At 66.8% G+C, this 20233-nt stretch carries 22 protein-coding genes; 13 read left to right on the plus strand and 9 right to left on the minus strand.

The window, feature by feature from the left end:
- Window positions 1–43 precede the first annotated feature (43 nt).
- The 4 genes from N0B71_RS22130 (at window position 44) to N0B71_RS22145 (ending at window position 5612) form a co-directional block, all read left to right on the plus strand.
- Window positions 44–2890 (plus strand): YadA-like family protein, encoded by a 2847-nt coding sequence (locus N0B71_RS22130; protein ID WP_259754932.1) that lies wholly within the window; start codon window positions 44–46, stop codon window positions 2888–2890.
- A gap of 50 nt (window positions 2891–2940) precedes the next feature.
- Window positions 2941–3762 carry an OmpA family protein gene (locus N0B71_RS22135; protein WP_259754933.1) on the plus strand — a complete coding sequence of 274 codons (822 nt, stop codon included), beginning with the start codon at window positions 2941–2943 and terminating at the stop codon, window positions 3760–3762.
- 3 nt (window positions 3763–3765) lie between these two features.
- Complete coding sequence (locus N0B71_RS22140; protein ID WP_259754934.1) at window positions 3766–4629, plus strand: hypothetical protein; 864 nt, start codon at window positions 3766–3768, stop codon at window positions 4627–4629.
- A 563-nt stretch (window positions 4630–5192) separates the two neighbouring features.
- On the plus strand, window positions 5193–5612 hold the full coding sequence (locus N0B71_RS22145; RefSeq protein WP_259754935.1) for a hypothetical protein: 420 nt from the start codon (window positions 5193–5195) through the stop codon (window positions 5610–5612).
- A gap of 277 nt (window positions 5613–5889) precedes the next feature.
- On the opposite strand, the gene N0B71_RS22150 is transcribed toward N0B71_RS22145, so the two are convergent.
- Complete coding sequence (locus N0B71_RS22150; protein WP_259754936.1) at window positions 5890–6255, minus strand: response regulator; 366 nt, start codon at window positions 6253–6255, stop codon at window positions 5890–5892.
- Window positions 6256–6376: 121 nt separating this feature from the next.
- On the minus strand, window positions 6377–7279 hold the full coding sequence (locus N0B71_RS22155) for a MerR family transcriptional regulator (RefSeq protein WP_259754937.1): 903 nt from the start codon (window positions 7277–7279) through the stop codon (window positions 6377–6379).
- Window positions 7280–7399: 120 nt separating this feature from the next.
- On the opposite strand from N0B71_RS22155, the gene N0B71_RS22160 reads away from it, so the two are divergent.
- The 7 genes from N0B71_RS22160 to N0B71_RS22190 all read left to right on the plus strand — a co-directional run bounded on the left by N0B71_RS22160 (window position 7400) and on the right by N0B71_RS22190 (window position 12933).
- Window positions 7400–7864, plus strand: coding sequence for a PAS domain-containing protein (locus N0B71_RS22160; protein ID WP_259754938.1), 465 nt, complete (start codon window positions 7400–7402; stop codon window positions 7862–7864).
- Window positions 7865–7964: 100 nt separating this feature from the next.
- Entirely contained in the window at window positions 7965–8387 is a 423-nt protein-coding gene (locus tag N0B71_RS22165; protein WP_259754939.1) for a nuclear transport factor 2 family protein, read from the plus strand.
- Window positions 8384–9139: an SDR family NAD(P)-dependent oxidoreductase gene (locus N0B71_RS22170; protein WP_259754940.1), complete on the plus strand. Its 756-nt coding sequence runs from the start codon at window positions 8384–8386 to the stop codon at window positions 9137–9139. The genes N0B71_RS22165 and N0B71_RS22170 overlap by 4 nt, the downstream gene beginning before the upstream one ends.
- A gap of 3 nt (window positions 9140–9142) precedes the next feature.
- Window positions 9143–10390: an NAD(P)/FAD-dependent oxidoreductase gene (locus N0B71_RS22175; protein ID WP_259754941.1), complete on the plus strand. Its 1248-nt coding sequence runs from the start codon at window positions 9143–9145 to the stop codon at window positions 10388–10390.
- Window positions 10387–11202: a DUF1365 domain-containing protein gene (locus N0B71_RS22180; RefSeq protein ID WP_259754942.1), complete on the plus strand. Its 816-nt coding sequence runs from the start codon at window positions 10387–10389 to the stop codon at window positions 11200–11202. Before N0B71_RS22175 ends, N0B71_RS22180 begins: the two co-directional genes overlap by 4 nt.
- Window positions 11174–12442, plus strand: a complete 1269-nt coding sequence (locus N0B71_RS22185) for an SAM-dependent methyltransferase (RefSeq protein ID WP_259754943.1) — start codon at window positions 11174–11176, stop codon at window positions 12440–12442. The genes N0B71_RS22180 and N0B71_RS22185 overlap by 29 nt, the downstream gene beginning before the upstream one ends.
- Complete coding sequence (locus tag N0B71_RS22190; RefSeq protein WP_259754944.1) at window positions 12442–12933, plus strand: DUF2878 domain-containing protein; 492 nt, start codon at window positions 12442–12444, stop codon at window positions 12931–12933. The genes N0B71_RS22185 and N0B71_RS22190 overlap by 1 nt, the downstream gene beginning before the upstream one ends.
- On the opposite strand, the gene N0B71_RS22195 is transcribed toward N0B71_RS22190, so the two are convergent.
- The 5 genes from N0B71_RS22195 to N0B71_RS22215 are packed head-to-tail and all read right to left on the minus strand — an operon-like array spanning window position 12898 to window position 16028.
- Window positions 12898–13053 carry a DUF2256 domain-containing protein gene (locus N0B71_RS22195; protein ID WP_259754945.1) on the minus strand — a complete coding sequence of 52 codons (156 nt, stop codon included), beginning with the start codon at window positions 13051–13053 and terminating at the stop codon, window positions 12898–12900. The genes N0B71_RS22190 and N0B71_RS22195 overlap by 36 nt on opposite strands.
- The gene (locus tag N0B71_RS22200) at window positions 13050–14591 is read right to left on the minus strand and encodes a cryptochrome/photolyase family protein (RefSeq protein ID WP_259754947.1); all 1542 of its coding nucleotides are present in this window, start codon (window positions 14589–14591) and stop codon (window positions 13050–13052) included. The genes N0B71_RS22195 and N0B71_RS22200 overlap by 4 nt, the downstream gene beginning before the upstream one ends.
- Window positions 14588–14893: a DUF6482 family protein gene (locus tag N0B71_RS22205; RefSeq protein WP_259754948.1), complete on the minus strand. Its 306-nt coding sequence runs from the start codon at window positions 14891–14893 to the stop codon at window positions 14588–14590. Before N0B71_RS22205 ends, N0B71_RS22200 begins: the two co-directional genes overlap by 4 nt.
- 47 nt (window positions 14894–14940) lie before the next feature.
- Window positions 14941–15495: a DUF3833 domain-containing protein gene (locus N0B71_RS22210; protein WP_259754949.1), complete on the minus strand. Its 555-nt coding sequence runs from the start codon at window positions 15493–15495 to the stop codon at window positions 14941–14943.
- Window positions 15492–16028, minus strand: coding sequence for a chalcone isomerase family protein (locus N0B71_RS22215; protein ID WP_259754951.1), 537 nt, complete (start codon window positions 16026–16028; stop codon window positions 15492–15494). The genes N0B71_RS22210 and N0B71_RS22215 overlap by 4 nt, the downstream gene beginning before the upstream one ends.
- A 288-nt stretch (window positions 16029–16316) precedes the next feature.
- Here N0B71_RS22215 and N0B71_RS22220 point away from each other — a divergent pair, with 288 nt between their 5' ends.
- Window positions 16317–17381, plus strand: a complete 1065-nt coding sequence (locus N0B71_RS22220; protein WP_259754952.1) for a catalase family peroxidase — start codon at window positions 16317–16319, stop codon at window positions 17379–17381.
- A gap of 50 nt (window positions 17382–17431) precedes the next feature.
- Window positions 17432–17944, plus strand: coding sequence for a cytochrome b (locus N0B71_RS22225; RefSeq protein WP_259759653.1), 513 nt, complete (start codon window positions 17432–17434; stop codon window positions 17942–17944).
- 42 nt (window positions 17945–17986) lie between these two features.
- Here the strand turns inward: N0B71_RS22225 and N0B71_RS22230 are convergent, their stop codons facing one another.
- Window positions 17987–18202: a hypothetical protein gene (locus N0B71_RS22230; protein ID WP_259754954.1), complete on the minus strand. Its 216-nt coding sequence runs from the start codon at window positions 18200–18202 to the stop codon at window positions 17987–17989.
- Window positions 18203–18424: 222 nt separating this feature from the next.
- Window positions 18425–19924, minus strand: a complete 1500-nt coding sequence (locus N0B71_RS22235) for a sensor domain-containing diguanylate cyclase (RefSeq protein ID WP_259754956.1) — start codon at window positions 19922–19924, stop codon at window positions 18425–18427.
- Window positions 19925–20233: the final 309 nt, after the last annotated feature.

Below are 20233 nucleotides of genomic sequence, written 5' to 3' on the forward strand. Positions count from 1 at the left end.
CCCCCTATCCACGCCAGGGCAACCCCCTGGAAGGAGTTTTCTCATGAACAGGATTTATCGTCTGGTCTGGTCCAGGGCCCAGCACTGCTGGTGCGTGGCCTGCGAATTTGCCCGCCGCTCGGGCAAGAGCGGTCGCACTCTGGCCGTGGTGGGCGTTGGCGCCCTCAGTGGCCTCGGCCTGGGCGACGCCGTTGCGGCAGGTGGCTCAGCCTACGAGAAAGGCATCGCCGGCAACCCCGGGCTGTACGTCAACGACAGCACCGACTCGGGCTGTGTCTTCGTCCATGACACGGGCGTGACCGGCGACATGGGCTGGAAGTACGACGGCAACAACAGCAACTGCAAGTCTGGCGACAAATCCACCCAGACCGGCCGGGTGCTCTTCTATGGCTCCGGTAGCCAGGCCGACGGCACCAACTCGCTGACGCTGGGCAATGAGCTGTTCGTCAATGGCGGGCGTCTCGGCCTGAACAACAAGATCGATGGGACCAACTCGCTGGCCATCGGCAACGTCGGCACGGATTCCTCGGGTGCCCAGACGGGGACGCGTGCCCTCGGCGTCGAGTCGATAGCCATCGGCAACAATGCACTCGCCAGCGGGCAAAACGCCGTGGCGCTGGGTACCGGCGCCGCCGCCACCACGGACAACAGCGTAGCGCTGGGCGCCGGCAGCACCACCACGGCGAACCTGGGCCTGTGGGCCTATGCACCGTACTGGATGCCGGTTGCCGGCCAAAATCCGGTCGGCGAGGTCTCCGTCGGCTCCCCTGGCGCCGAACGGCGCATTACCAACCTGGCGGCGGGCGCCGAAGACACCGATGCGGTGAACGTCTCGCAGCTGCGCGGCGTGGCCGATCGCACCGAGAAGCTCGCCCAGGATGCGCTGCTCTGGGACTGGAGCGCCAACGGCGGTCAGGGCGCGTTCAGCGCCAACCATTGGGGCATGCCGAGCAAGATCACCAACGTGGCTCCCGGTGAGCTGTCCGACAGTTCGATGGATGCGGTCAATGGCTCGCAACTGCACGCAACCGACAAGCAGGTCGCCAACGTCGATCATCGTGTCAGCATCGTCGACGACCGGATAGGCGCAGTCGTTGGTGACGATAGCCAAACCAACGTCCAGCAAAACGGCCGCGGTATCCGCTACGCGCGCACCAATGACAACGGCTTGCCGGTAGACGATGCCTACGCGAAAGGGCAGGGTTCCACTGCGGTTGGCTACCAGGCGCAAGCCAGCGGTGACAGTGCCCTGGCGTTGGGCCGCAATGCCAGTGCCACGGCCGACAACAGCGTGGCGCTGGGCGCCAACAGCGCCACCACTGCCGACCTCAGCCATCCGGCGTATGCCGCTGCCGGAGCCGCGGTGGCCGGCACCGCTACCGGCGAAGTGTCCGTGGGCGCCGCCGGTGCCGAGCGCCGTGTCACCAACGTGGCGGCCGGCGCCGATGAAACCGACGCGGTCAACGTCTCGCAACTCAAGGGAGTCGCCGACCGCACCGAGCAACTGGCCCAGGACGCCCTGGCCTGGGACCCGGCGGCCAATGGCGGCACCGGTGCCTACAACGCCAGCCACGGCGGGCGCGGGCCGAACAGGATCACCCAGGTTGCGGCAGGGGAGGTCAGCGCTGGCTCCACGGACGCCATCAACGGCTCGCAGCTGTATGAGGTGACCACCCAGATCAGCAACATCACCCTGGGGCGCACCAAGTACTTCCACGCGACTTCGGAGAAGGCCGATTCGGTCGCCAGCGGAGCCGACTCCATCGCCGTCGGCCCGACCGCCCAGGCTTCGGGTTCCTCGTCCCTCGCCGTGGGGGACGGCGCCACTGCCAGCGCCGGTAACGCCAGCGCAATCGGTGCCAACGCCAGTGCCAGCGGCAGCGGTGCAGCCGCGATGGGTAGCGGCGCCAACGCCAGTGGTACCTCCACGGTGGCCGTGGGCGAGGGCGCTGCCGCCAGTGGCGAGCGCAGCCTGGCCATGGGTGCCGGATCCGTTGCGCAGGCCAATGACAGCGTTGCGCTGGGCGCAGGCTCGGTGGCCGACCGCGACAACAGCGTCTCGGTGGGCAGCGCCGGCAACGAACGGCAGATCACCAACGTGAAAGCCGGCGAGGCTGATACCGATGCCGTCAACGTGTCGCAACTGCGCGACCACGGCAATGCGATCAACAGCACCATCAACAACGTAGACAATCGGGTCACCCAGGCGAAGACCGACATCACCCAGCTGCAGAACGGCACCGATGGCATGTTCCAGGTGAACAACACCAGCCATCTGCCCAAGCCTCGCCCAACCGGTGCCGACTCGCTGGCCGGCGGCGCAGGCGCTGTAGCCAGCGGCGACAACAGTGCCGCCATCGGCAGCGGTGCCCGCGCGACCGGCCGCAACGCGACGGCGCTGGGCAATGGAGCCGACGCCCCGGCATCGAACTCCGTCGCCCTGGGCGCAGGCTCGGTGGCCGACCGCGACAACAGCGTCTCGGTGGGCAATGCCGGTCAGGAACGGCAGATCACCAACGTCGCCGCGGGGACGGCGGCCACCGATGCCGTGAACGTCGGTCAGCTCCAGAAGAGCATGGGTGACATCTCCAACCAGTTCTACGACTACACCGACTCCCGCTACAACGCGCTGCGCCACGACCTGAAGAAACAGGATGACATCCTGAGTTCGGGCATCGCCGGCGCCATGGTCATGGCGACCCTGCCGCAGCCGTATTCGCCGGGGGCCAGCATGGCTGCCGTGGGCCTGGGCAATTACCGCGGCCAGGGTGCGCTGGCGGTCGGCGTGTCGAAGATCTCCGACAACGGCAAATGGGTCACCAAGCTGCAGGGCAGCACGACCAGTCAGGGCGATACCGGCGTCTCCGTCGGTGTTGGTTATCAATGGTGAGTTTTTCCATCCAGGCCCGGCTCCGGCCGGGCCTCTTCGAGGAGATCGAGATGAATACTTTCAAACCCTTCGCCGTCCGCACGCTCGTCATCGCTTGCGCCAGCCTGCTGCTGGCGGCCTGTGGCACCCACAGCAGCGTCGATGAGCTGGGGCACAGCGCCGCGCCGCAGTTCCCGTCGATCAGCGACTCCTACCGGCCGCAAGGCAGCTACGTGAGTCTGGAGAACCTGGCCAAGGTCCAGCCGGGCATGAGCAAGGCCCAGCTGTACGAACTGCTCGGCACGCCGCACTTCCACGAAGGTCTGTTCGGTGTGCGCGAGTGGGACTACATCCTGCGCTTCCGCCGCCCGGCCCAGAGCGACCTGGTCTGCCAGTACAAGGTTCTGTTCGACAAGGACATGCAGGCGCAGAGCTTCCTGTACTCCCCGGTTGACTGCCAGGAGCAGCTCAAGCCCACCGTGGCGCCCGCACCGCAGCCGGTGCAACGCCTCACCCTGGCCGCCGACACTGCCTTCGCTTTCGACAGCGCCCGGTTGAGCGCCGAGGGCCAGGCCAGGCTGCAGCGCCTGGCCGCGCAGCTCCAGGGGCAGCAGCCCAAAGCCATCGCCATCACCGGACACACCGACCGCCTGGGGTCGCGCGACCACAACCTCGACCTCTCGCTGCGCCGCGCTGAATCCGTGCGTGACTACCTCCTCGGCGCCGGCGTGCCCGCCGCGCTGATGCAGGTACAGGGAGTGGGCGCGGCACAGCCGATCACGGATTGCCCGGATGCCCCGCGTGCCCAACTGATCCGCTGCCTGGCAGCCAACCGCCGGGTCACCGTCGAAATCACCGCCGCCGTGGCGCAACCCATCAAGAGCGAGGAATGAGCCATGACCACTTCCCGTAAATGGCTGACTGCAATGCTGTTGCCCATCTGCCTGCTGGCCGGCTGCAAGGAGGCCGACCAGACCACCGCCAGTGCGCTTGCCAAGCCTCCTGCACAACCATTGCGCACGCTGGAGTACCCCGCGCTGCCGGTGATCCGCAACGCGATCTTCAGCATGTCGCCGCTGGTGGATGGCAAGCGCAACCCGGCCGTCATGCAGCACATCTGCGGCCTGGCGCGCGGCGAGATGAGTCAGTCGGAGGTCGACCGGTTCGTCAGCGCCAGCGGCGAGACGAGCGCCGGCCTGAAGCAGAAGGGCGGGGTGACCGCCCTGCTGGTCAGCGGCAATCACAGCGGGCAGGAAATCGCCTGTGCCGCGTACCTGGCCACCGCGCCGCTCATCCAGGTCGATGGCGCCCAGTTCATCGCCGCACAGAAGGGCGCCGACGGCAAGCTGCAGGTCGACCAGGCACGCCTGAGCGAGGTCATGGCAGTGCGCATGGCCCTGGCTCGCGTGGATGCCGAGTACTTCACGCTGATCGCCGAGAAACTGCAGCAGACGCCGGGCCTGACCGATGCCCAGTACCAGGCTCGCACGCGCGAGCTGTTTTCCGAACTGGCGCCGGCCTTCCTCAAGCGCGTCAAGCAGCAGATGCCACCGGCCGGCACCCGCTTCGACCTGAAGCGCCTGGACAATGAACGCTTCGCCTTCGGTACCTCCAACGGTGGCGAATACGAATACAGCAACGACGGCATGACCCTGCGCCAGGACAACATCACCTGGTACGGCGACGGGCAACTGATGGGACAGCGCCGCACCTTGCAGATCGCCTACTACCCCGAAGCTGTGACTCAAACGCTCGAATAATGGCTGGCCCAGCAGGGAGCTCACGGCTGAAACGGCGGCCCTGGGTTCCCTGCGCCGGCCACCGCAACCCGCTTTCTTGCTATATCAATCGTTTGATCAAGGCGAATGGATTCGCAGCAGTGATTCACCGGAAAACTGACGCCGGTGAGCAATACGCGAGGCCGATAGTCTTCGAAATATTGCGTGCCCTTAAGGACTAGGCCCCTCGAATCGGCTTTTTCGCTTCCAAGTTGAAGGTGGGGCTGGATGGAACATCCGCTTCTGGCCGATTTTTGCCTGTGACGTGGGGTAGCTACCGACCCATAGCGGACGTCGGTGTTGACATGCAGTCATCCCTCGACATAGTGGAAGGCGTGGATCTCAGTCGGCGTGACTGACCGAATGCACAAACCCTGAGGGTCGTAAGACGCTTCAAACGACTCTTTGGCTGAATCAGGTTGGACACAAAACTTCGTAGACTTGTTATCGCTGACCAGTATCACGAGGCACACTGTAAATGCAGAGACGAGGGGATTCACCCGCCTCCAAAACCCTGGCACTAGGCCGGTGAAAGGACTCAACACATGAAGAATAATTTGGCAAAAGATTTTCTAGGGCGAATGGAATATGAAGAACATCCGATCTGGCGATACGATGATAGTGATGAATTGAAATATCCGGTTCTGACGACTGATGATTTGGGGGATTCGATATTCGATCTTTCATTTAAAGCAAAATTTTCAACCCCCGCTGGACGATCCTTTGATGGCTATATCGTTGGGTTTGGGAATATATTTTCCATTGGCTTGTTTGCTAATGACAAAGTCTTCTTCGTGAACAAGAACATGGCCACCCGATCAAAAGAGCAGCTTCACAGCTTCTTGAGTGAACTAGATTGGGCGCAGAGCGTCTCGGTAGAAGATATCTTCCCCTTGTCATATTTTACAGCGATTAATAGGGCGCCATTTATTGATTTTGGAGGAGTTTTCGATATGGAGTTGTGAGATCCTTAGAGGCAAGAACTCAAGAGTGCAACTTATGTCCCCACTCCTACCGCCAGCCCCCATAAACCTTGCCCTGAAATAAACAGGGATTAGGACTGCGTTGAATGCCCGGGCGGTTGGGGCTAATACCGTTTTCGTGAAACTCCACCAGGGCACGGTGGAGCGACAACATACCCCATTATCGCCGCGCAACTTCTAACCCGCTGTCTTTTAATGCGGATTAACACACCAACGTCCGCTTCTGGCCGATTGCCGCCCCAACGCCCCTGCGCACGAATCACCCCTGCATAAGCCCTCGAATCATTCGGTCGAACGCTTCGACCGTGAAGGGCTTGGTCAGGAAGGTGGCGCTGGGTGGGATGCCGCGGCGGTGCCAGTGGATGGCGGATGTCACGACCACCGGCAGGGCGGGGATCGATTCGGTGGCGAACCGGGCAACCTCGATGCCGGAGGTCTCGCCAGCGAGGTTGACGTCCGTGATGAGCAGGTCGATCTCGGGATGCTGGCGCAGGAACGCGATGGCGTCCTCGCCCTTGGCGAAGGGGTGGACGGAGCCGTCGGTCAATTCCTGGAGGAGGTCGACCAGCAGCATTTGCATGATGGCGTCATCTTCGACGAGAACGACATGGCGGGGTCGGGCCATTCTCGGATCCGTTTGGCGGGTTGGACAGTGAAGGCGCCGCGAGGTCGCTGCAGCGCACGTCGTCATTCTGTACGATTTTATAAAACTGTACAGATTCACTGATCGGAGCAGGGTCCGGCCGTCAGCGCTCCAGTGCCCCGCGCAACAGGAGGCGCAGGCGCTGCGCGCTGTTCGCCGGGCTGCTGCCCAGCGCAACGATGGGGACGCCGGGCACGGCAGCGGCGATCTGCTCCGCGGCTTCGCCGACCAAAGCGAGCGGGCACTCGATGGCCATCTGCAGTCGTTCGAGGCGCTTGAGCATGTCCGCGGGCAGGGCCACGTGCTGCAGCAGCACCAGGGCGGCCGGCCGGGTGGCCTCGCAGATCAGCGGCAACTCCTCCAGCGGCGCGGCCGGGCCGATGGGCTGGACGCGTACATCCTCGCCACCCAGCAGCAGGCCGGCGGCGAGGAGTTCGAATTCCTGCGTGGTGCCGGCGGCGTCCGCCAGCAGCACACGGGTGCATTCCTCGCGGCTCATCTGCAGGCGCAGGAGCACCCGGGCGCGCAGGAAGGCGTCGAGAAACAGCCATTGGCTGCGGGCGCCGTAGGCGTTGAGCGTCAGCAGGGAGCGCCACAGCGGCAGCAGGATGTCTTCCAGCAGCGTGGCCGTCGGGAAGATGCTGTAGGCCTGGCCGTAGAGCCGGTCGAGCTCGGCCTGGTCGAACGCCGCCGCGGCGCGGGAAAATGCCTCGCGCCAGTGGTCGCGCTCATCGCTGGACTTCTCCGGTTCCTGGCGTTGGCGCTGGGCCAGCAGTTCGCCGATCTTGCCCACCGCCATGCCCCGGCTGGACCACAGCAGGATGTCCTGGATGGTCTGCAGGTCGCGGGGGGTGTACAGGCGATGGCCGCCATCGGTGCGCAGCGGGCTGACCAGCCCGTAGCGGCGCTCCCAGGCCCGCAGGGTCACCGGGTTGACGCCGGTGAGGCGCACCACCTCGCGCATGGGCAACAGTTCGCTGGGGTCGATATCCGAGAGGTCGTTCATGGCGCAGCCAGGCGGCAAAGGAGCATGGATTGTAAACCAGCAACGGGCCTGTGGCCGAGCTAGGCAGTACCGGGCCGCGCGACTAACCTACGCAGATCGTAGCGAACCGGAAGGAAAACCATGATCAACGCCAAGCTCCTGCAATTGATGGTCGAAGCCTCCAACGACGGCATCGTGGTGGCCGAGCAGGAGGGGGAGGACAGCATCCTGATCTATGCCAACGCGGCCTTCGAGCGCCTGACCGGCTATGCCGTGGACGACATCCTTTATCAGGATTGCCGCTTCCTCCAGGGTGCCGAGCGGCACCAGCCGGGGCTTGCGGCCGTGCGCGAGGCGATCCGCGCTGGGCAGCCGTGCCGCCAGGTATTGCGCAACTTCCGCAAGGACGGCACGCCATTCTGGAACGAGCTGTCGATCACGCCGGTGCGCAACGAAGCGGACCAGCTCACCTATTTCATCGGTATCCAGCGCGACGTCAGCCGCGAAATGGAGGCGCTGGAGCGCGTGCAGACGTTGCAGGCCGAAGTGGAGGCGCTCAAGGTACAGCTGGCCGCGCTCAGCCCGGGTGCGGCCGAAAAGTCGTGAAAAATTGTACAAGGCGACTTGATTTGTACAATTAATGCCGTAGGCTTCGCTTATACCTGTACAGAAAATAAAAGTTGTACAGGATTTGCCGGAGCCTGCCATGTCCTCGTTTCTGCAATCCTTCGCCAGGCGCTTCGCCGCCCTCGACGCGACCAGTCTCCACCGCCTGGATGAGCTGTACAGCCAGAACATCCGCTTCCAGGACCCGTTGCACCGGGTAGACGGGCTTGCCGACCTGCGCCGGTACTTCGCCGGGCTCTACGCCAACGTGCAGGAGCTGCGCTACGACTTTCACGGCTTCGATGAAGTCGCGCCCGGCCAAGGCTACCTGCGCTGGACCTTGCACTACCGCCATCCGCGCCTGGCCGGGGGCGCGCGCGTTGCGGTGGAAGGCTGCAGCCATCTGCGCTGGGGCGAGCGGGTGGAGTTTCACCGGGATTACTTCGACGCCGGCGCGCTGCTCTACGAGCACTTGCCGCTCATGGGCAGCGTGATCCGCTGGCTCAAGCGGAGGCTGGCATGAGCCGCATCTGGCTGACCGGCGCCAGCAGCGGAATCGGCGCCGCCCTGGCCGAGCGGCTGCTCGGCGACGGCCACAGCCTGGCAGTGACGGCTCGCCAGGCGGCGCCACTGCAGTCGTTGGCGGAGCGCTTTGGCGAGCGTGTATTGGTGGTGCCCGGCGATATCACGGATGCCGGGCAGGTCGCCGACATCGCGCGGCGCATCCAGCAGACCTGGGGCGCGCTGGATCGCGTGGTGCTCAACGCCGGAACCTGCGAGTACCTGGAGCCAGGGCAGTTCGATGCCGCCCTGGTGCAGCGGGTGATGAAGACCAATCTGTTCGGCGCCGCGCTGTGCATCCAGGCGTGCCTGCCGCTGCTTCGCCAAGGTCTGCGCCCGCACCTGGTGGTGATCGGCAGCGCGGTGACCTGGCTGGCATTGCCCCGTGCCGGGGCCTACGGTGCGTCCAAGGCGGCACTGCGCTATCTGCTGGAATCGCTGCGCATCGATCTGGCGGCCGAGGCCATCGACACGACCCTGGTAAGCCCCGGCTTCGTCGACACCCCCCTGACCCGGCGCAACGACTTCCCCATGCCGATGCTGTGGCCGGTTGAGCGCGCCGCCGAGCATATCGTCCAGCACCTGGAGGCCCGTCCGCTGGAGCTGGCTTTCCCGCGTCGCTTCGTGCTGGTGCTGCGGCTGATGGGACTGTTGCCGGCCCGTTGGCGCCTCGGTCTCGGCCGGCGCCTGGCGCGTCGTCCGGCGGAGGCCTGAGCCATGCGCATCGCGATCATCGGCAGCGGCATCTCCGGCCTTACCTGCGCGCACCTGCTGACCCGCCAGCACGAAGTGACCGTGTTCGAGGCCTCCGACTGGATTGGCGGCCACACCCACACGGTGGACGTCGATTGGCAAGGCCAGCGCTACGCCGTGGATACCGGGTTCATCGTCTTCAACGACTGGACCTATCCACGTTTCATCCAGTTGCTGACGCGCCTGGGCGTCGCCTCCCGGCCCACCCAGATGAGTTTTTCGGTGCACGACCCGGCGAGCGGGCTGGAGTACAACGGCCATGACCTCAACACCCTGTTCGCCCAGCGGCGCAACCTGCTGTCGCCCGGCTTCTGGGGCATGCTGCGCGACATCCTGCGCTTCAATCGCGAAGCCCTCGACGACCACGCCGAGGAGCGCATTCCGCACGCGCTGAGCCTGGGCGACTACCTGCGCGCCGGTGGCTATGGCGAGCGTTTCATCGAGCATTACATCGTGCCGATGGGGTCGGCCATCTGGTCGATGTCCCGCGCCCGCATGCTGGATTTCCCGGTGCAGTTCTTCATCCGCTTCTTCGCCAACCACGGCCTGCTGTCGGTGAACAAGCGGCCGCAGTGGCGGGTGGTGGAGGGCGGCTCGCGCAGCTACGTGGCACCGCTGACGGCGCGCTACCGCGAGCGCATCCGCCTGAACTGCCCGGTGCATCGTGTGCGCCGCGATGCCCAGGGCGTGGCGGTGTTCAGCGCAGCCGGCAGCGAACGTTTCGACAAGGTGGTGTTCGCCTGCCACAGCGACCAGGCCCTGGCCCTGCTGGACGCGCCCAGCGCCGATGAACACGCCGTGCTCGGCGCGCTACAGTACGCCGCCAACGAGGCCGTGCTGCACACCGACACTCGTCTGCTGCCCAGCCGCCGGCGCGCCTGGGCGAGCTGGAACTATCGGCTCGGCGGCCCGGGACAGGCACCCGCCGCGCTCACCTACGACATGAACCTGCTGCAGGGCATCCAGGCGCCGGTCACCTTCTGCGTCAGCCTCAACCAGGGCGAGCAGATCGACCCGGCCAAGGTCCTGGCGCGCTTCGAGTACGCCCATCCGCAATTCAGCCTGGCGGGCATTGCGGCCCAGGCCCGGCGTGCCCGGTTGCAGGGGCGGCAGCACAGTTACTTCTGCGGTGCCTACTGGGGCAACGGCTTCCACGAGGACGGCGTGGTCAGCGCGCTGGAAGTCGCCGGTTACTTCGGGGAGCGGCTATGAAGAGCAGCCTGTGCCGCGGTTGGGTGATGCACCGACGGCTGCTGCCGCGCGTGCACGCCTTCCGTTACCCGGTGGGCATGGTGCTGCTGGACCTGGCGGAACAGCAGGCGTTGATGCGCCTTTCGCCGCTCCTGCGGTCCTCGCGCTTTGCGCCGCTGAGCTGGCGGCAGAACGATTACCTGCCGGCCTGGACGGAGCGGGGCATGCCGCTGGACGCCGCGGTGCGCTGCCTGCTGCGCGAAGCGCTGGGCGAGGCGCCCGCCGGCCAGATTCTGCTGCTCACCCAACTGCGCAGCTGGGGCCTGTGGTTCAACCCGGTCAGCTTCTATTTCTGCCACGACCGCGACGGCCGGCTGGCCGCCATCCTCTGCGAGGTACGCAACACGCCCTGGCGGGAGCGCTTCCATTACGTGCTGCCGGTGAAGCCCGGGGCGCCCCAGGAACTGGCGGTCGCCAAGGCCTTCCACGTGTCGCCGTTCCTGCCACGGGAGATGGAATACCGCATGCGGTTCCTCATCGACCCGGCCCGCGTGCATGTGCACATGGAGAACTGGCGTGACGAGCGCCTGGTGTTCCTCGCCCACCTCGATCTGCGGCGCGAGGAGCTGGACCGCGCATCCCTGCGCCGGCATCTGCTGGCGTTTCCCTGGCTGAGCCTGCGCACCGTGGCGGCCATCTACTGGCAGGCGCTGCGCCTGCTGTTCAAGCGCATTCCCGTTCACGACCACCAGGCCAGCGAGCAGCACCTGGCGGTCGGTCATAGCGCCCTCGAGGAGCCCGACCATGTCAGAACCCACCCTGAGCGCCGATAAGGCCGGCAGCGCCGCGCCGCGGATCGGCAACCTGTTCCGCCACGCGGTGATCGCCCGCCTGCGCCAGTTGCGCCACGGCTGGCTGCAGGTGCGCCGTGGCGAAAGCCTGCTGGACTTCGGCGACCCGCTCAGCCCAATGCGCGCGGTGATCGAGGTCCATGACGACGCGGTCTGGGGCATGGTGGCGTGCAACGGCTCGATCGGCGCCGGCGAAGCCTACATACACGGCTACTGGAGCAGCCCCGATCCGGCAGCGGTGACGCGCCTGTTCGTTGCCAACCTGGCGGTGCTCGATGCCATGGAAGGGGGGCTGGCCCTGCTGGCAAGACCCGCGCTGCGCCTGCTGCACTGGCTCAACCGCAATAGCCGCAGCGGCTCGCAACGCAACATTCGCGCGCACTATGACCTGGGCAACGACCTCTTCGAACGGCTGCTCGACCCCACGCTGATGTACTCATCGGCGATGTTCGCCAGCCCCTCGCAGAGCCTGGAGCAGGCCCAGTTGAACAAGCTGGAGATCATTTGCCGCAAGCTGGACCTGCAGCCCGAGGATCACCTGCTGGAGATCGGCACCGGCTGGGGCAGCCTGGCGTTGTACGCCGCCACGCATTACGGCTGCCGGGTGACCACCACCACCCTGTCGAAGGAGCAGTACGCCTGCGCCCAGTACCGCATCCGCGAGCAGGGCCTGGAGGACCGGGTGACCCTGCTGCTGGAGGATTACCGTGAACTGCGCGGGCACTACGACAAGCTGGTGTCCATCGAGATGATCGAAGCGGTCGGGCACCGTTACCTGCCCGAGTACTTCCGCCGCTGCGCCGCGTTGCTCAAGGACGACGGGCTGATGCTGCTGCAGGCCATCACCATCCGCGACCAGCGCTACGAGCAGGCGCGGCGGTCGGTGGACTTCATCCAGCGCTACATTTTCCCCGGCGGCGCGCTGCCCTCGATCACCACGTTGCTGCAGACCGCCACGGCGCACACGGCGCTCAATCTCGTCCACCTGGAGGATTTCGCCGGGGATTACGCGCGCACCCTCAGGTATTGGCGCGACAACCTGCGGCAATCGCGCACCGAGTTGCTGGAGCTGGGCTACGACGAGAGCTTCCAGCGACTGTGGGAGTTCTACCTGTGCTATTGCCAGGGCGGTTTCGAAGAGCGCGCCATTGGCGTGGCACACCTGCTGTGGGCGGGGCCGGCGGCGCGCCAGGCGAGCCTGGTGGATCAGCTGGAAGCCTGATGGACCGGCGCCTGCCACTCTTGGCCAATGCACTCTGGCTGCAAGTGGGCTGGTGGGGTTGTGTGCTCGGGGCGCAGCGCCCGGTGTTGCTGGGCGTGGTGGCGGTGGGGTTGCTGGTGCACCTGGGCGCGTGCCGCCAACGGGGTGAGGAGGGCAGGGCGCTGCTGCGCGTCGGCCTCGCCGGTTGTTGGTTGGACGCGGTGCTGGGATGGCTCGGACTGTTCGACTTCCACGGCGTGCTGCTGCCGAGCTGGCTGGCCTTGCTCTGGCTGGTGTTTGCCAGCGGACTGCGCCATAGCCTGGCCTGGGCCGCGCGACCGGCCTGGGGCGGCGCCCTCGCGGGGGCGGTGGGAGGCCCGTTGGCCTACTGCGCCGGCGCGCCGCTGGCGGGCGTCGGGTTGCCGCTGGGCGTGGTGGTATCGGCGCTGCTGCTGGCCGCGCTGTGGGCCGCCTGGCTACCGCTGATGCTGCGCCTGGCGCTGGGGCGGTGAACGCCGACAGCGTTCCGAACAATAGCGGACCTCTTCCCAGCAACGCGCCCAGCGTCGCCGCCAGGTGAACGGGCGACCGCAGACCGCGCAGATCTTCTCGGGCAGGTGGGCTTTCTTCATAACGCCAGCCCCGCATCCAGGCGCGCCAGCAACGCCTCGCCCCGCTCCCACAGGGCGAGGCTGCGCGCCTCGTCCATGCGTTGCAGGTTGCGATAGGCCATGGCCATCCGCGGATTGGCGCCGAGCCGCTCGCGGTGACGCATGAGGAAATGCCAGTACAGCGCGTTGAACGGGCAGGCGTCCTCGCCGGTCGCCTGGTCGACCCGGTAGCGGCACGCGCCGCAGTGGTCGGACATGCGCTGGATATAGCGACCGCTCGCGCAGTAGGGCTTGGAGCCCAGATAGCCACCGTCGGCATGCATCACCATGCCCAGCGTATTGGGCAGTTCGACCCAGTCGAAGGCATCCAGGTACACGGCCAGGTACCAGTCGCAGATGGCCGGTGGCACGATGCCTGCCAGCAGGGCGAAGTTGCCCGTGACCATCAGCCGCTGGATGTGGTGGGCGTAGCCAAGCTCCAGGGTCTGGCCGATCGCCTGGGCCATGCAGCGCATGTCGGTCTGCCCGGTCCAGTAGAACGCCGGCAGCGGCCGGCGATTGCCCAGCGCGTTGAGGTGCGCGTACTCGGGCATGCGCAGCCAGTAGATGCCGCGCACGTACTCGCGCCAGCCGATCAACTGGCGGATGAAGCCTTCGGCGGCGTTCAACGGCACACGGCCCTGGCGGTAGGCCTGCTCCACGTCGTTGCCCAGCTGGCGCACGTCCAGCAGGCCGATGTTCAGTGCGGCGCTGATGCGCGCGTGGAACAGGAACGGCTCGCCTTCGGCCATGGCGTCCTGGTAATCGCCGAACGCCGCCAGGGAGAACTCCAGGAAGTGCTGCCAGAGCTGCTGCGCCTGGGCGTGAGTCACGGGGTAATCGAAGCCGTCCAGGCGGCCATAGTGATCGCTGAACCGCTCGCCCACCAGGTGCACGACCTCGCGGGTGATGCGGTCCTGCCCGAAGCGCGCCGGGAAGGGGCCGCGCAGCCCCTTCGGCAGGGGCTTGCGGTTGTCCGCGTCGAGGTTCCAGGCGCCGCCGACCGGGTGGCCATCGGGTTCCATCAGCCAGCCCGTGCGCCGACGCATCTCGCGGTAGAAGTGCTCCATGCGCAATTGCCAGCGCGCTCCGGCCCAGCGCGCGAACGCCTCCCGGCTGCAGAGGAAGCGCTGGTCGTCATGCCAGACCAGCGGCACCGCGCCGCCGCGCAGCGCCTGTTCGAGCCGCCACTCGCCGCACTCGGTAACGTGCACCTCGGGTTGGCCCAGCGCGGCATGCCAGCGCTCGACTTCGCCGGGGAGGCTGCCGCTGTTGTCGGCATCCTCCAGCGTCACGTAGATCACCTGCCAGCCGCGCTCACGCAGTGCCTGGGCGAAGTGGCGCATGGCGCTGAAGATGAGCACGATCTTCTGCGGGTGGTGGGGCACGTAGCGTGCTTCCTCGTTCACCTCGGCCATCAGGATCGCATCCCGGGCCGGGTCCAGCGCGTCGAACAGCGACAGCTCGAAACTCAGCTGGTCACCCAGCAGCAGGCCCAGGCGGCGTGGTCTGTCGGTCATTCGCGGGGTTCCAGCGACAGCGCGACGCGCAGCGGCGGCACGGCCGTCGGATGCGTCGCGCCGATCTCGTCATGCACGCAGTGCTGCACCAGCTCGCAGGGCAGCGACGCCCATTCGCGCAGCACGTCGCGCACCTGGGCGATGGAGCGCAGGTGCAACATCTCCCCGTGGGCATCGCGCAGCGGATGCGAGCGCTCCGCCAGGCGCGCCTGCACGACATAGAAGCCGCCCTCCAGCGAAATCGTCTCGAAACCCCGTACGCGCCCGGCCGCCACGGCCTGCGCAAGTTCCTGCATTGTCATCGATGGCTCCTGGCCGGCGCGGCCGGCGAAAGGGGCGAGCGCCGGCCTCAGCTGTTGCCGGGGTGGGCGGCGGCCTCGCGGCGGAAGAACAAGGTCACCTCGCCCAGCTCGACGCCGAACTTGCGCATGCTGGAGCGGTTGATCAGGGTGTCGTCGTCCATGAGGTACATCCAGTCGTCGAAGCTCACCTGCCAGGTGCTGCCGTCCACCTCCAGGTTCAGGTCGTAGCGCCAGCGCAAGGCATTGCCGGCGATTTCACCCACGGCCTCGCCAACCACATCGGCGGCGCGCCCGCGCCAGCGGCCGGGGCCGTCCGGGGTGAGGGTCCAGATGCGTTGCTGGCGGGTGCCGTCGCTGTAGCGGAAGCGCTCGTCGAGGATAAGGCGCTCCCCGTCGCGGCGGCTGGTGATGTCCACCTCGAAGCGCTTGACCACCTCCCCGGACGACTTCTGGAAGATGCCCCAGGCTTTCACCGGGCCGGCGAAGAAGGCCGGCAGGTCCAGGGCCGGGCGCTCGTGGGCGTAGTGCTCGACGCCGACGTTGCCGCAGCTGCCCAGCAACAGGCAGAGGGCGAGTTGGAACAGGCGCAAGGTCAACTTCATGGCTCATCTCCGTTCAGGCCCAGCAGGTCGCGGCGCAGGTCGGGGCTGCGCGTGCGCGGGTCCAGCCAGATGGAAAAGAACGCCCGGGCAAAGCGCGCGTCGGCCACGGCGTGATGCAGCTTGCCGTCGACGTAGAAGCGGCAGCCTTCGCCGGGCAGATAGACGCCGGTGATGCGCTGCCCCGGCTGCACATCGACGAAGGACTGGCGCATCTCGCCAGCCCAGCGCCCCAGCTGCGTGTCGTCCTCGTTGCCCAGGCGGCGCATTTCGTCGAGGCTGGCCTGCACCAGGGTGTCCCGGGACAGTTCGCGTCGATAGACCAGCTCCAGGGCAAAGGCATGCGTCCAGTCCGGGGCGGCGGTGGCGCTCCACAGATGCGCCTCGTACACGACGAAGCCGAACCAGGTGAACTGCCCCTGGCCAACCTGCGCCGCGCCGGGGACCTCGCTTCGCCAATCCGCGCAGGCAACCTGGCCCCACAGGCCGCAGAGCAGGGCAAGGCTCAAAGAGAACGGGCGCAGGGTGGTTGGCATGAGTTCGACTCCGGGTGCGTCACCTAATAGTTGTACAAAAAATACTTTATGTATAGGTATTGGACGAATGGTGGCCGACGCAATCCATGGACTGGACCTCGGGCGGTCGCGGCAGTTGTGAGCTGGGAACGTGCCGTGTGGGGAGACTTGCGTCTATTCCGGCACCGAGCTTGCGTACAACGTCGAGGCTAAATTGTGTGCATTGAAAATGATTTGTATAGATAATGGCGCATTCGTGCAGTTCGCCCCGAGCGCATTGCTGCCCCTGACCCACCGGTAGGACCGACCATGCCGCCATCGCCACCCCTGACCCGCCCCCAACGCGTGCTCCGCAGCGCCGCCATTGCCGGCGCGCTGTGCGGCGCCATCGGCCTGTTCGCCTGGAGCGCCGGCTGGCTGGGAGCTCATCCGCTCACCAGCGCTCAACTCATCGAACGCATGGAGGCCAATGCCGGCGTACATCCGGGCTATCGCCGTGCGCATCCGCGGGGCATCTGCTTCAGTGGCTACCTGGAGGTGAACGGCACCCTGGCGCCGCTCTCCCGCGCGGCGCTGCTGGGAGCGGGCCGCGTGCCGGTGCTCGGGCGGTTGTCGGTGGGCGCCGGCAACCCCCACGCCGCCGATACCAGCGTGCCGGTGCGCAGCATGGCGCTGCTGCTGCGTCAGGCGGACGGGCAGCAGTGGCGTATGGCGATGAACAATCCGCCTGTGCTCGCGGTGCGCACCCCGCAGGACTTCTACGAGCAGTTGGGGGCGATGCGCCCGGACCCGGCGACCGGCAAGAGCGACCCGGCGCGGGCCAAGGCGTTCTTCGACGCCCACCCGGAAAGTGCCGAGTTCCGCGCCTGGGCGGCGGCCTACCGGCCCAGCGACAGCTTCGCCAGCACGGCCTACAACAGCATCAATGCCTTCGTCCTGGTTGACGGCAAGGGCCAGCGCCAGGCTGTGCGCTGGTCGATGGTGCCGCAACTGCCCGCCACACCGCTGGCCTCGGCGAACGTGCCCGACGATGTGCTGCAACAGGACCTGCTGCAGCGCCTGCAAGCGGCGCCGCTGCGCTGGACCTGGCGTTTCACCCTGGCCGGCGCCGGCGATGCGGTGGAAGACCCGACCCGCGCCTGGCCGGCCGAGCGCCCGCATCTGGACGCCGGCACTCTGGTGGTGGAGCAGGCCCACGCGCAACTGGGCGGCGACTGCTACGGCTTCAACTTCGACCCGTTGACCCTGCCCGACGGGGTCGAGCCCAGCGGCGACGCCATCCTCCGTGCCCGCTCCTCGGCCTATGCGCAGTCCTACCGGCGGCGCACCCTCGAAGGGCAGCCCTCCAGCCAACAACCGGGAGCACAACCGTGAGCGCGCGTGTCGATTCGTTCCATCCACTGCTGCGCCTGCTGCACGGCCTGATGGCGGTGCTGGTGGTCGCCATGCTGTTCATCGGCGTCACCATGGTCGCCAGCGTTGACGGCCTCCAGCCGCAGCTGGTCGCCTGGCACAAGCCGCTGGGGTTGGTGTTGCTCGTGCTTCTGCTGCTGCGCCTGCTGGTTCGCGCGGTCACGGCGCGCCCGGCGCTGCCGGCCTCGGTGACGCCCTGGCAGCGCCGCCTGGCGGGTGCGGTGCATGTCGCACTGTACGGCCTGCTGCTCGGGCAGATCCTGGTCGGCTGGGCCATGCAGGGCGCCGCGGACTATCCGCTGCGGCTGGGCGGATGGCACGTCCCGGCGCTGGTCGGCGCCAATCCTGACCTCTATGGCCTGCTGCGTGGCGCGCACGCCTGGATCGCCTATGCGCTGTTCGCGCTGATCCTCCTGCATGCCGCGGCGGCGCTGGTGCATGGCCTGCTCCGCCGCGACGGTGTGTGGTCGAGCATGTGGCGCCTTCGCCCAGCGCGGGAGCACCCCGGCCAGCCGCGCCGCTGAGGGGCGCCCGTCGGCGCAACGGCGGCTGCCGAGCGCCCGGCGCTAGTCGCCGGCTTGCCGGGCGATCAGTTCCGCCAGGGCTTCGCTGATGGGTTGGGTGTTCGCCTCCAGCACCCGCAGATGGCGCTGCACGGCTTCGCAGGTGTCCGGCGCGCCGCTGGCCTCTGCCCAGGCGGCGAGTTCCTGGATGGCGGCGCGGGTGGCGTTGATGTTCTGGTTGATGCGGCAGACCAGCGAGGGGAGGGGATGGGTATTCATGATGACCTCCGCAGCGACAGCTGAGCACGCAAAAGCAAGAAAGGCCGCATCTGTCGACGCGGCCTTGGGGCGTGCGGCGGCTGCTCTCCACGCCGCACGGCAGAAAAATTTACCAAAACGCGTTGCGGTTTCAAGCCCCCGTCCCCGTGCCCAGGGCAGCCCGAAAAGCAGCCCCGGACCGCACCGGCCGCTGCCGTGCAGTGGCGCGGCTGGCAGCCGGGCTCAACCGCCGTGGAGCCGGTTGCGGCCCAACCGCTTGGCGGCATACAGCGCGCCGTCGGCGTGGTCGAGCAGCACTTGCCAGCCGTCCAGCTCCGCGCCCGCCGCACAGGCGATGCCAATGCTGACGGTCACCCGCCCGAACGGGCTCGCGCGATGGTCGATGGCTTTCTCCTTCAGCCGGTCGAGCATCATCTGCGCCACGACGGCCGCCCCGGCACTGTCGGTCAGGGGTAGCACCACGGCGATTTCCTCGCCGCCGTAGCGCGCCACCAGGTCGGTCGGGCGGCGCACGCAGGCCGCCAGCAGCGCGCCGACCTCCTGCAGGCAGGCGTCGCCAGCGGGGTGGCCATAGGTGTCGTTGAACAGCTTGAAGTGGTCGATATCGATCATCAGCAGGGCCAGCGAGGTCTTTTCCCGCTGGGCCCGGCGGACTTCGACGTCCAGCGTCTCGTTGAAACAACGGCGGTTGGCGAGGCCGGTCAGCGGGTCGTTCAGCGCCAGGTGCGCGAGCTTCTGGTTGCTGTCGAGCAGCTGTTGCTGTGCGACGCGCAGCTCGCTCTCCACGGCAACGCGCCGGCGGATATCGCGAATCAGCATCCAGCCGACGAAGCCGGTGAGCATCAGCAGGCCGGACACCACCAGCAGCGACAGCAGCGCTTCGAAACGCCAGGCGGCCAGCGCCTCGTTCCTGCCCAGCGCGACCGTCGTCACCAGGGGCAGCTTGTCGCTCTTGCGGAAGGCGTAGAGACGCTCCACGCCGTCCAGGCTGGAGGTGAAGGACGCGGTGCCGACAGACCGGTCGACCAGGTACTTGGCGTAGATGGGCGACTTGGAAAAGTTGCGGCCCATGTCCTGCTCGCGGAAGGGGTAGCGCACCAGCAGCGCGCCGTCGGTGTAGGACAGGCCGATGGCGCCTTCGCGGCCAATGTCCAGCTGGCCGAACAGGCGCAGGAAGTTCTCGATGCCCAGGGTCACCGCGACGACGCCGGCGAACTCCCCGTGCGGGCCGTCGAATCGACGGCTGACGGTGATCACCCATTCCTGCGTCGAGCGGCTGCGGATTGGCAGCCCAATGAACGGCTCGCGCGAGGGATCGTCGCGGTGGTGGATGAAGTAGGCCCGGTCGCTGCTGTTGGCGCCAGCGGGAATCGGCCGGTTCGACGACATCAGCCAGCGGCCGTCCTTGTCGTACACCGTCACGCCGCTCATCTGCGGCATCAGCGACTGCTGGCGGCTGACCAGTTGCCGCAGCCGCTCGATCTGCGCCGGACCGCTGCCCTCGGTTTCCAGTCGTTCCACCAGGCCGAGCAGGATCATTGAGCTTTGCCGGACGATCCCTTCGGAATAGGTGGACAGTGCCTGGGTGAGGTTGAGGCTGTGGGTATTGATGTCATCGAGCATCTGCTTTCGAGAGGCCATCACCTTCCACAGCGTCAGCGATGCCAGCGACAGACCGATGATGAGGAGGAGCAGAAACACGAGGTGGATGTCACGCTTCACGGCGGTGACCGCAGGGGTCCCGCTTTTCCGTAGGGCAGGCAATCGCAAGATATTTCCTTATCAACAGCGGTCCGGGGAGGGCTGTCCCGGGTGATGCCCAGGTCGCTGGGCATTAACCGGAGCGCCTTGCGCGTCATGCGATTCAACCAGCGTCGGCCTCGAGCGCCCTCCAGCGAGCCTCCGGTGAGGGGGCGAGCGGAGCGGCAATTATCTCGCAAAAGCGGCCGAAGCAGCGCACGTGGCGATGGGGTTACGTTAGCCCAGAGTGCTCACCGGTGAGCGACGAGCCATTCGGTGAAGGGGCGGGGA

Origin of the sequence: Pseudomonas sp. GCEP-101 (genome assembly GCF_025133575.1) — a bacterium.
Classification (GTDB): domain Bacteria; phylum Pseudomonadota; class Gammaproteobacteria; order Pseudomonadales; family Pseudomonadaceae; genus Pseudomonas; species Pseudomonas nitroreducens_B.